Annotated in this window: 10 protein-coding genes and 2 pseudogenes; 8 read left to right on the top strand and 4 right to left on the bottom strand. The window is 37.7% G+C overall.

All coding sequences use genetic code 11. From position 1 onward, the window contains the following. The first annotated feature begins 9 nt into the window (after positions 1–9). The gene (locus CYG50_RS08100) at positions 10–1125 is read left to right on the top strand and encodes a helix-turn-helix domain-containing protein (RefSeq protein ID WP_102140669.1); all 1116 of its coding nucleotides are present in this window, start codon (positions 10–12) and stop codon (positions 1123–1125) included. Positions 1126–1503: 378 nt separating this feature from the next. On the opposite strand, the pseudogene CYG50_RS08105 reads toward CYG50_RS08100, so the two are convergent. Next, a pseudogene (locus CYG50_RS08105) lies at positions 1504–2475 on the bottom strand (phage portal protein); the annotation flags it as partial. Here CYG50_RS08105 and CYG50_RS08110 point away from each other — a divergent pair. After that, positions 2428–3576, top strand: a complete 1149-nt coding sequence (locus CYG50_RS08110; RefSeq protein ID WP_102140670.1) for a phage late control D family tail protein — start codon at positions 2428–2430, stop codon at positions 3574–3576. The pseudogene CYG50_RS08105 and the gene CYG50_RS08110 sit on opposite strands and share 48 nt — an antisense overlap. Positions 3577–3621: 45 nt before the next feature. Next, positions 3622–3870, top strand: coding sequence for an ogr/Delta-like zinc finger family protein (locus CYG50_RS08115; RefSeq protein ID WP_102140671.1), 249 nt, complete (start codon positions 3622–3624; stop codon positions 3868–3870). A 4-nt stretch (positions 3871–3874) separates the two neighbouring features. Here CYG50_RS08115 and CYG50_RS08120 read toward each other — a convergent pair whose 3' ends face one another. Continuing rightward, positions 3875–5158, bottom strand: coding sequence for a DUF6602 domain-containing protein (locus CYG50_RS08120; RefSeq protein ID WP_102140672.1), 1284 nt, complete (start codon positions 5156–5158; stop codon positions 3875–3877). 310 nt (positions 5159–5468) lie between these two features. On the opposite strand from CYG50_RS08120, the gene CYG50_RS08125 reads away from it, so the two are divergent. Continuing rightward, positions 5469–6929 carry an ATP-dependent nuclease gene (locus CYG50_RS08125; protein ID WP_102140673.1) on the top strand — a complete coding sequence of 487 codons (1461 nt, stop codon included), beginning with the start codon at positions 5469–5471 and terminating at the stop codon, positions 6927–6929. A gap of 331 nt (positions 6930–7260) precedes the next feature. On the opposite strand, the gene CYG50_RS08130 is transcribed toward CYG50_RS08125, so the two are convergent. Beyond that, positions 7261–7806 (bottom strand): TetR/AcrR family transcriptional regulator, encoded by a 546-nt coding sequence (locus tag CYG50_RS08130; protein ID WP_102140674.1) that lies wholly within the window; start codon positions 7804–7806, stop codon positions 7261–7263. Between the two features lie 85 nt (positions 7807–7891). On the opposite strand from CYG50_RS08130, the gene CYG50_RS08135 reads away from it, so the two are divergent. The 4 genes from CYG50_RS08135 (at position 7892) to yajD (ending at position 11497) form a co-directional block, all read left to right on the top strand. After that, positions 7892–8497: a DJ-1/PfpI family protein gene (locus CYG50_RS08135; RefSeq protein WP_102140675.1), complete on the top strand. Its 606-nt coding sequence runs from the start codon at positions 7892–7894 to the stop codon at positions 8495–8497. Between the two features lie 441 nt (positions 8498–8938). Beyond that, on the top strand, positions 8939–9916 hold the full coding sequence (locus CYG50_RS08140) for a DUF1852 domain-containing protein (protein WP_102140676.1): 978 nt from the start codon (positions 8939–8941) through the stop codon (positions 9914–9916). Positions 9917–9945: 29 nt separating this feature from the next. Continuing rightward, positions 9946–10977, top strand: coding sequence for a methionine synthase (locus CYG50_RS08145; protein ID WP_102140677.1), 1032 nt, complete (start codon positions 9946–9948; stop codon positions 10975–10977). Positions 10978–11149: 172 nt separating this feature from the next. Beyond that, on the top strand, positions 11150–11497 hold the full coding sequence (gene yajD, locus CYG50_RS08150) for an HNH nuclease YajD (protein ID WP_102140678.1): 348 nt from the start codon (positions 11150–11152) through the stop codon (positions 11495–11497). A gap of 82 nt (positions 11498–11579) precedes the next feature. On the opposite strand, the pseudogene CYG50_RS08155 reads toward yajD, so the two are convergent. Beyond that, positions 11580–11936, bottom strand: a pseudogene (locus tag CYG50_RS08155) (YiiX/YebB-like N1pC/P60 family cysteine hydrolase); the annotation flags it as partial. Positions 11937–12054: the final 118 nt, after the last annotated feature.

Below are 12054 nucleotides of genomic sequence, written 5' to 3' on the forward strand. Positions count from 1 at the left end.
TGAAACAAAGTGTTTAAAGGCTCTAATTTACGATTGGCTCGTCTGTATCACGAGCTATCTCTTGAGCAAGTTGCTGAGCGGGTTGGTAAAACCCGCCAATACATTCAGCGCTTGGAAACGGATGATGCATCACCAACACAAGAGCTTACAAATGAATTAGCTAATGCCTTACAGGTTAATATTGATTTTTTTTATGAAAGTAGTGATGTTCTAGTTAACGAGGAAATCGTACATTTTAGAAAACGAAGTTCAACACGGATGTCGACTAAGCTAGCAACGTTGTCACGAGCAGAGTTGTATAGAAGGCTAATTAATATTTTTGACGAATATTTAAACTTACCTCCAGTTAAATTCCCGTCAATTAAAGTTATAACGCAAGATGATATTGAGAAGGCGGCTGAAAAGTGTCGATCTGATTGGGGATTAGGCATGGGACCCATAGAGAATATGACACGTTTAGCTGAAAAATTGGGGGCTTTTGTTACCTCTTTTGAATCTGTTTCAGATGAGGTTGATGCACTATCAGTGCCTTTAAGTCGTCCATTTATTGTTCGAAATATGGCGAAAAGGTCTCCATGCAGGCAACGATTTGATATAGCTCATGAAGTTGGGCATTTAATTTTGCATGAAGGTATATCTACAGGCGATAGAATAACAGAATCACAAGCGAATAGATTTGCTTCTGCACTTTTGTTACCTAGATCTTCAATGGCAAAATATTTTCCTCGACCAATAGGAGGAAGGATAGATTGGAAGGGGTTAAGCAATTTCAAGCTGACATGGAATGTCAGTAAAGCGGCTATAATCTATAGGGCTCATCAGCTGTCTTTATTGACTGACGCTCAGTATAAAACTGCTTTCTTTGGGTTAAAAAGAAAAGGTGAAGCAATTGATGAGAGGGAAGATTATCTAATTGAACATGAAAAACCAGAGTTTTTTCATAGGGCGATTAGAGTTCTTATTAATGAATTAGGTATAAGCCCCCAAGATTTAGCTAATAGGCTCAGAATTTCAGTGAATATGCTTTCTAATTTATCTGGAGACATTTTGTTATCTGAGAAAGTCTCGCAACCGGAAGAAAGCAATGTAGTATCTCTAGCTGGGTATAGATTAAAATTCGCTTAGTTTGATTTAATAAAAACCGTCAAAATTTTGGCGGTTTTTTTACTCATAATTCAGCACAAACTCGCACAACTTCCACTTAAATTTACTTCCTACCCAAACCATACCCAGCCTAACTTTCAGCGCTCCGCACACCTGCACAAATTCCCACCCCTTTTGTGTGCGGGCGAGGCGGGGGAGCAAGCGCGCGCAAAGGGGTAAAGATGAGCCGCGCTGGCTATGATGGGATTAGTCCATGAATGGCGTTATTTGCGATTATTCAGGCTGTACAGCCTAGATAAGATGTAAAATAGTTTCGGGTATGTGAAATAGGTAGAACGGCACTAAGGCCGTTCTATTAGCTTTGAAAGGGGGAACATCGGTTAATGTGAATTGAATGGTTTATTTATAATTCGGTTCTTTGTTCTTCGCCTGCGTCAAAAAATCCAGCAACGCATATTGTTTAAAGCGGATCACCTCAACACCTAGCATGTCATTAATTGATTTCATGCTTTCCATCAACGGTAATAACTCATTGAACCAAAACACCATTGCGGCTTTTTCAACATCACCAAGGCTACCCGAGCCTTGCGGGATGATCCCCATCAGTTGCGGTGGTATCCGGTGCATGGCCAACAAATCATCGCGAGTGGTGTCCTTGATACCGACAAACTCATCTTTAGCGCTGATTTGGGAGAAAGGTAAAATTTGAATCCCATCCTTGCCACCATTGGCGGCATAAACAAAGATATTTTTAAATGCCTTACCTTTACGGGCTTCGGTGAGTGATTTCTTTAATGACTCAACAGCCTTGTCGTCAGCCAAAGCCGCGGAAAGATACACCATCACACCGGCGTGACTGCCATTTTCATAATAGTTGGTCCGAAATAGGGTGGCTGAATGATTCAAGTTAGCGGAAATAAGTCCGGCCAAATAATCGGGAGTGCCATATATCTCTTGGTGAATACACGGGTTTTTCAAATGAATCACGCTATTTTTGCGGAACTCGTAGGCATCTTGGTAATTCTTCACTTGCCAGTATTGTCCCTCATTCACACCGGCACGGGTGTACTTAGCCAAGGAGGGTTTAAGCGTTAACATATCACCGAGCCAGTTAATACGTTTTTCAAGGTATCCATTACCAAAAACCACAAAATCCTGCGCTAAGGTAGTGAAATCAGGGCGTGATAAATACGGTGTTGGTTTAAAACAACTGGTGATCACATTACGTTTAAACACTAGCGGTGATTGATGGTAGGCAGCTGACGAGGTAAACGAACGCGCAATACCAGTAAAATCAATTGGAGTTTCATACCAGCGGCCATTATGGTTGCACTCCATGCAGTCCAGCAAATCACCAATGCCAGAGACAATTTTACGGATTGGGCAGAGGGGAATTTAGTCAAAGTTCCTGCCTTTGATTTAACGGTCGGTGGCGTGCAGCTGCTCGGCGTCAATGACCGGCTGATGTCATTAACATTAACGGATAATCGGGGTTTTGAGGCTGACACACTAGAACTTACTATCGATGATACCGATGGCAAAATTGCGTTACCGGCGCGTGGGACTGAGATTTCCGTCTCCCTTGGCTGGCAGGGGGAAGCCTTAATACATAAAGGGGTGTATACCGTTGATGAAATTAGCCATTCAGGCCCACCCGACCAAATCACGGTAACTGCCCGTAGCGCGGACTTTCGGCAAGACTTTAACGTCAAACGGGAATACAGCTGGCACGATATCAAAGTCCCTGATGTGGTGAGTGCAATAGCGGGGCGTTATAACCTAAAACCCGCAGTGAGCAAACAATTGATGCACATTGAAATTGACCACGCTGACCAGACCAACGAAAGCGATATTAGCTTTTTAACGCGCATGGCTGAAATGCTCGGCGCGATAGCCACCATTAAAAATGGCAGTCTGTTATTTATCGTGCCTAATCAGGGAGTCACGCAAAGCGGCAAGCCATTGCCGGTGATAACCATTATGCGGGAAAGTGGGGATAGGCATTATTTCAGGTTAGCAGACCGTCAAGCGTACACCGGCGTACAAGCTTATTGGTTAGATTTGAACTACGGCAAACAAAAGAAAACCAGTCTAAAACGCAAGCAAAAGCCCAAAAAAGAGAAGTCGAGCAAAAAAGAGGGCGATTATATCGAGGGTGCCGAGGGTAACGTTTTTGTGATGCGACAAACCTTTAAAAACGAGCAATCCGCTAAACGTGCCGCCGCGGCCAAGTGGTCAAAATTACAAAGGGGCGTAGCAGAATTTAATATTACGTTGGCCGAGGGGCGCGCAGACCTTTACCCTGAAATGCCCGTCACGGTAACAGGCTTTAAACCGACTATTGATAGTCACCAGTGGGTGATTAGCCGAGTGTCACACACCATTGATGGGAACGGGTTTATCACCCATTTGGAACTGGAAATAAAAATCAAAGATATTGATATGACGGATGACGAGCAAAACGAAACATAATTGATTATAATAACGTCAGGCATACCCATAACCCAAGGTTATAAAATGGCGTTCAATTGTCCAAAGTGTGGCGCTGTGACTTATACCAAAACCAGTAAATCCATGAGTAGTGAAACCCGTAGAAGTTACCACCAATGTCAAAATATTTTGTGTGGTTGCTCTTTTACGACAATAACCTCAGTGGAAATTTATCTAACAAAGACAATCCCACAAGAGTTGCCAGAATGCTTTGAAATCCCGATGGATGAGCTACCGAGATCACATAGGGGAGAGAAACAGGTGGAGATGTTTTGATATATTATATTGAATGATTAAAATTTCTTTCGAGCCAAAGGTCGAAGAGCCCTAAACTATTCTCTGCTATAACATATTTACCATTAGGTAATATCGCAGTAATTAATTTATCGGAATGCAACGACAAAACATGACCATCAAATGAAACGAAAGTAGTTGAAATAATTTCATCGATACACTTATCCATATCTCCAAAGTCTTGTTTGACGAATGTTATAAAGTTAGGTTCAGTGACAGATATATCGCTTTTAATTAGATGTTGAAATATGGAATATACTGAGGATGTCACTTCAACTGGTTCCCATTTTTTTGATACTAGTCTTGATTCCAGAGTATCTTTTGAGAGTGTAGAATAATTAAATATCCAGCCACCTTTACCTTCTTTTATTATTGGCTTCGCGCCCAAAAACTCATTTAAATTTTCTACATTCAAGTCATCCCCCCAAGGCATACCTATATCAAACTCTAGTGATAATTTTGTCCAAATAAATTCAAGCATAAGTAATACAGGATTTGCCTTGCTTGATGTCATGAAATCCCAGTACCCATCACGCATAGGAGATGAGTATGGTCTACCATTATTTTTAACTAAGGAGTATTCCCCACAGATAATTAGCTGTGGGAAAGATGGAACACCATATCCTTCGCATTGTTCTTTTTCTGATATAAAATTTACAAGTCCTTCTCGTAAAGAAAACTCTGAAGAAAAACCATCATACCCAAGAACAATTTTAACAGGCATTAATTGCTCCATAAAAATAGAGGTATAGATCATCTCATTCTCTGGAGTAAGAGTTTCTCTACAATGATAAGGCGGTGCTGTGATTCCCGTTATCTGAGAAAAAGTTTTATATGACGGGGATAAGTCTACTTTCCTGCTTTTATCCTCAGTTCCTTCAAAAAGATATTTAAAGTAACTGTCCGAAATTTGTTTTAATTTATAAAATGAGTTAATGAGATCTTTTGAATATAAATTTTTCTTTACTTCAAACACAACGAGCACATTTTTCACATGCCATTTGTAAGAGCTAGTATATGGGATTTTTTCACCTTCACCACGAACTAGCATACAATCTATTTGCCCAGATAGTAATTCCTCACCATCAGTTATAAATCCTTCTACGATTTGTAGCTGAAGTTGCTGTGGGATTGCTCGACTCAATATGTCTTTTGATAATCCTTCATACATATCACCAATCGTTGGCCCATGACTTAATTCATACGCATCTAATTTGGCTTTTTCTTCATTTTTGAAAGCTTGTAACAGCTCGGAAATATTTTTTATCATTTTTTCTATCTTAATTAAAGTATATGGATTCTATAGTTTAACAGGGAATAAATTTCATTAATATTGTTGATTCCATGTTTAAAGTTGAATAACCACTAATAGTAAATGTTTGTTATTATAACGATATGGTTTAATTTATAATGGTTAACTTTTTTGTTTTAGATATTAAGAATATATTCGAAAAAAATTAAAATGTGAACTGAGTTAATAAATATAAAAATAAAGGTAAAAATTAATGAAATTAAATTGATAAAAAAAACCTTAGAGTTATATTTATGGATCAATCAGGTACCTTAAATAAGGATTAAGCATGTTTATAGATTCAGTGACGATTAAAAATTTCAAAGGCTATCATGGAACTCATGATATTGAATTTAATACTCCCAATGGAGTGGAAGGTAGTGGGCTTAATATTTTTGTTGGCGAAAATAACTCAGGTAAGTCGACTATTTTTGAAATACTTGATCTGGTAAAAGAAAGTACTAAAAAAGATCCCTCCTTACTAATTAACAAATCAGATCCTGCAGTGATTTTTGATGATTTTTCTGTCGAAGTTACATTCACGGGTAATATTTCAGCTAGCATTAATGCACACGTACAACAAAATAAAATAACTTCATTTATGAATGCGATATATAGAGATAATAATGGACGGGAATATTTCAAAGTTAAAAGGTCTTGGGATAAAAATTCTCCTGATGACATAAAGAAAATAAATTTTTGGGGTGAAGTAGAACAAATCTACTCTAACCCTGCAGGAATAGATGCGCCATTCAAAAAGTTTTATGACAATAATTTTATATGGGCAGACACAAATCCTAGTGATGAATCTAAGTTTGGTGCATCGACAATCTGTGGTTCTCTCTTAAAAGAAATAGCTCTTGGGCATGTCAATACACCAGAATATCAGAGATTTCAAGCTAGTTACCAAAATCTTTTTAATAATCCAACATCTAACTTGAGAAATAAAATATCTCAGATAGAAACTAAAATTCAGGATGTTTTTTCATCTCAATTTGGTGCGGCAAATATTTCATTTTCATTCGAAGAATTACAAATAGAGAGTTTTTTTAAAACTGCAAGTATCATTATTGATGATGGCGTTTCTGTTCCTATGAGTGAGAAAGGTCATGGAATGCAAAGAGCTGTGGCTCTATCTTTATTACAAGTTTATGCTGATCTAACCTCTAACGTGGCAAATGCCCCAGTGTATAAACCCTTTTATTTGTTCATTGATGAACCTGAGATATGTTTACATCCAACAGGACAAAAAAAATTATTGGATGCGTTGATGACCATTTCAAAAACGAAACAAATATTTATTTCTACTCACTCTCCTTTTATGCTTTCTTCCCCGTATTTAAGGAATGCGGGTCTTTTTATTTTCAAGAAAACAGATAATAAGAATACAATCACTCCTGCTACAACATCACCAATGTTTCCATGGAGTCCATCTTGGGGTGAAATTAGTTATAGAGCGTATGACTTGCCTACTGTTGATTTGCATAATGAACTATATGGATATTTACAAGAAAAAAATACATTAAAAAGTATTTCTGAAGTTGAACAGTGGCTAAATACTAATCATATTGCATTTAGTAAGCTATGGACGAAGGAAAGAAATGGGAACCCACAATCACCACAACCCTCAACATTACAGTCATTTATTCGGAATCATATTCACCACCCTGAAAATGTTACGATGCAAGCCAATAGGTATACTGAGTCGGAATTGAAACAATCTATTGATGAAATGATCAATCTTCTTTGAGCAAGATATATTTTTCTCTGTTATCGTAACCTTGATTAAATAATCACTCCCACCCATTGAAAAATAAGCAAAAACAAAGCCTCTTATCAAAAGAGGCTTTATAAGTGTGGTCAATATGTGGACATTGACTATTGACTAAATTCATTTAAATCAATTGGTTAAATCACTTTCAGAACGCCGCACTTAGCGCATTTGACTACCTGATCCATACAAGTACCAGAACCGCTGAATAGGTATAATTTACTTTATATTCAGTGTGTTGTAGTCAAGAAGCACTCGGGGTGAGTGCCTTTTTTATATAACTATGGGTTATGACTAAAAATAAGCAGGTTTAAAAGCGAAATAAAAGTTTTTTTAAACTAAGTGTATTAAGAATAAGTTGGTTAAATTCTTGAGCGTTGTGTCTATCGCCTGACATTTGGCCGCCAATTAAACATAAGTGAACCAATTTCCCGATTTTTTCGGCATATTCACGGGGAATAGAAAGCTGATTTAGTTTATTAATAACGAAGGACAAACGTTTTTCATCAACACGGTGTTGGTACTCTGCGACTAAAGAGTCGTTAAGTGCCCAAGCACGGATAGCTATCTCTCTTAGTGGGTGTTTTTGAGAGGCAACATTAAGGTATCTTTTTAAAATATCATCAAGAGTATGCCCCATGTTAGCTTGTACTAACATCAGCTCTGTATATTCTAGCTCCCAACGATAAAGCAGTGTGCGTACAAAGTCTTCGCGATTCTTAAAATGATGGTAAAAAGACCCTCGAGTTACATTTAATAGCCTAGCAATATTTTCACTGGAAAAACGAGTATGTCCTTCAGTGTCTAATATTTTAAATCCCGCGTTGACCCAACATTCTCTAGTTAATTTTTTCATTGTTCAATACAGACTGTGTATGGTGAAAACATTATTGTTACTGTTCAGCTCTAACTTGTCTTAATAAGAGTGTAAGGGAATTAATATGAAAGAAATAGCTATTATTGCTTTCGATGATTTTACAGATATCGATTTATTTTTGATGTGGGATATTTTGGGGCGTAATCAACAGGATTGGCGTGTGCGTATTTTAGGTGTGACACCAACAATTCGTTCGACGCATGGATTAACAATTACGGTCAATGGTGCAGTGAAAGATGCTAATACGGCTGATGCAGTTTTATTTAGTAGTGGCAAGATAGGAGTCCCAAATATTTTAACTAATCCTAATTTTTTACCTGAATTACATTTGGACCCAAAGCATCAATATATTGGTTCTATTTGCGCAGGCGCATTTATTTTAGATGAGTTGGGGCTATTACCAGAACGCAAAGCAACGACACATCAAGATGCGCGTGAAGGCCTTATATCTCGAAAAATAACACCTATAGATCAACCGCTAGTGTGCCATGGAAAAATTGCAACCGCGGGAGGTTGTTTGTCTTCTGTATATCTTGTTGGCTGGCTGATAGAGTCTCTATTTGGCAAACAGAAGCGCAAAGAAACTTTGTACCATGTTTTACCTGCTGGACAGCAACTAGAATTTGAAGATTTAATCCAATCAACACTAAACCAAAGTGAAATGTCATAAACTTTTTGAAGGTGGTACTCAAATGATACGCCACCTTTTATTATTGTAGCGAATGATTCTTACTGTATAACCCAAGTGTTTTCTTTATGTATCAATTAAATTCATTTCATTAACCAATGTTCAAACCTGCGCAACGATGATTCACTCCGCTCATAATGTGGGTACGTAAATACCCTAATATCATGATTTTTCACAAAAAATAATATTTATTTGTTTTCTGTCACATAATTAAAATAAGTCAAATTTATGATCATGAAAATCATTCACGTTCGAAATGAAATTAAGTCGCTTTCACTCAGTCAACAGCTCTGGCATAAATTAGATAACGCGAGCAAGTTAACGTATTTACAACATAAATATTGATGAATGAAAAACGAAAACTTCTAGAAAATCAAGAAGTAAATTTATTTTCTATCTTAGAATTTAGGGTGTGGCGAGACGATGAACAAAAATTTTACATTTACGATTAAAAGTAGTCTTTTTGATGAAAATTATAATCCTTCTGAAAATACACGTATAACAACTAACTTTGCTAATTTAGCCAGAGGGAAAAATCGCCAAGAAAATTTGCGTAATACGCTTGTCATGATGAACAACCGTTTCAATACATTGGCCTATTGGGATAACCCTAAAAGTGACCGTTATTCAGTCGAGTTGGAAATTATTTCTGTCGAGATGAGTGTTGAAGGGAATGGTCATACTTTCCCCGTGATTGAAATATTAAAAACCAATATTGTTGATCATAAATCGGGCGAGCGAACTGAGGGCATTGTTGGAAATAATTTTTCATCTTATGTGCGTGATTATGATTTCAGTGTTTTATTGCTAGATCACAATAAAGACCAAGCCAACTTTAGTATCCCAGAAAACTTTGGTGACTTGCATGGGAATATCTTTAAATATTTTGTGAATTCGGACGAATACAAAGCGCATTTTAGTAAGGCGCCAGTGATATGTTTAAGTGTATCAAATAAAGATATTTACCACCAAACTGGAAATACCCATCCTATATTGGGTATTGAATATCAGCAAAATGGAGCTTCATTAACGGATCAATATTTTAAAAAGATGGGGTTACAGGTTCGTTATTTCATGCCTAAAAATAGTGTTGCACCGTTGGCATTTTATTTTACGGGAGACTTGCTGAGCGATTACAGCAATATTGAATTGATTAGCACAATCAGCACGATGGAAACATTCCAGAAGATTTATCGGCCAGAGATTTACAATGCGAACTCTGTGGCGGGGCCATGTTACCAACCGAGTTTGACGAACCAAGACTATTCATTAACAAAAATTGTTTATGACCGCGAAGAACGTAGCCGATTGGCTATTGAGCAGGGGAAATATACAGAAGAACACTTTATTGAACCCTATAAGCATATTCTAGAGCAATGGTCTGCTAACTACGCGCTTTGATTAATTATAAAAATTTAAGGTCAATTATTATGAAAACATTATTACCAACATCTACCGCTGGCAGTTTACCCAAACCTTCTTGGCTTGCTCAGCCTGAGACGCTTTGGTCTCCTTGGAAGTTGGAAAACGAAGAACTTGTAGAGGGAAAACAAGACGCACTGCGTTTATCCTTAGAAGATCAACTGCGCGCAGGAATTGATATTGTTAGCGATGGTGAACAAACGCGTCAGCACTTTGTGACGACATTTATTGAGCATCTCAGTGGCGTTGATTTTGAAAAGCGAGAAGTGGTTAAAATTCGCGATCGCTATGATGCGAGCGTGCCGACAGTGGTTGGAGCGGTTGAACGTCAAAAACCTGTTTTTGTGGAAGATGCTAAATTTTTACGTAAGTTAACGAACCAGCCGATAAAATGGGCGCTTCCTGGCCCGATGACAATGATTGATACACTGTATGATAACCATTACAAAAGTCGTGAAAAACTGGCATGGGAATTTGCTAAGATTTTGAATCAAGAGGCAAAAGAGCTTGAAGCTGCAGGGGTTGATATTATTCAATTTGACGAGCCTGCTTTTAATGTGTTTTTTGATGAAGTGAACGATTGGGGTGTAGCTGCATTAGAAAGAGCCATTGAAGGGCTAAAATGTGAAACCGCAGTTCATATTTGTTATGGATACGGCATCAAAGCCAATACTGATTGGAAGAAGACACTGGGTTCTGAGTGGCGGCAATATGAAGAGGCTTTCCCAAAACTGCAAACCTCGAGCATCGATATTATCTCTTTAGAATGTCATAATTCTCATGTTCCTATGGACTTAATTGAGCTTATTCGCGGTAAAAAAGTAATGGTGGGGGCGATTGACGTAGCGAGCAATATCATCGAAACACCAGAGGAAGTCGCTAATACATTACGTAAAGCGCTCCAATTTGTCGACGCCGACAATCTTTATCCATCCACTAACTGTGGTATGGCACCGTTATCTCGTCGTGTTGCAACTGGTAAGCTTAATGCATTAAGTGCCGGTGCTGAGATTATCCGCAGAGAATTGTTGAATAAGTAATTTAAGTATAAATTAACGAATACAAGGACCCAGAGTTGATGGAGTGCCCTATAAAGTTGGGACTTCATGGTATCTGGGTTTTTTTGTTGTTTTGAGTTTCTTTTTTTGCTCTAAACTGAGGTATATTAGGCGTATTATCTCAAAATTACTATTTTCAACAGGAATATCGGCAATGGCTTTGATCCCTAAAAACTATGCGCGATTAGAAAGTGGCTATCGTGAAAAAGCACTTAAAATTTACCCATGGGTTTGTGGACGCTGTACCCGCGAGTTTGTGTATTCAAATTTGCGTGAATTAACCGTGCATCATATCGACCATGATCATACCAATAACCCAGAAGATGGCAGCAATTGGGAGTTGTTATGTCTATTTTGTCATGATCATGAACATTCTAAGTACACCGAAGCTGAAATGTATGGCACGAATGTCGTGGCAGGGGAAGATGCGCAAAATGACGTTGAGGCAGCAACTTATAACCCGTTTGCTGACTTGAAATCGATGTTAAATAAGAAAAAATAAGTCTCATTGTAAATTCAGTCGATTATATCAAAAAGCACTCTATTGAGTGCTTTCTTGTGCGAGTTTAAATCCGTATTGGTTGTTAATGTATATCCTCATGACTGCGGTATATGAGCGATAATTCAGGGTGATGCCATAGACTTGCAGGAGTCACTGTTTTACGTTCCCACGGAATTTGTCCAATAAACCATAATTTCCAAAAATTTAATTTTGCATTCGGGTTTTTAGTTAATAATTCTTTGAAGGTTTCTAATTCCCCTATTTGAACTGATAACGCAGATTGATAAATATCGAAAACAAACTTTGAACAAAACTGCCTAGAAGACTCATAATTAAATCCAGTGTGATAAAACTTATTTAAACGAGCAGGAACTTCGGAAACTAATGCAGATTTTTGTTCATTGGTTAATGTATGTGTAAATCGACGTACGCTGTAACGTGTAGCGCGGCGAAATCATTTGCACTAATTGGCGAGCAATTTTGCATTAAAGGATAGATATATAATTGCTAGGTTTTGCACTGTGCGGAATTGATAGAAATAAACAAAATTAAAAACT

It is taken from the genome of Providencia huaxiensis (genome assembly GCF_002843235.3).
GTDB lineage: Bacteria > Pseudomonadota > Gammaproteobacteria > Enterobacterales > Enterobacteriaceae > Providencia > Providencia huaxiensis.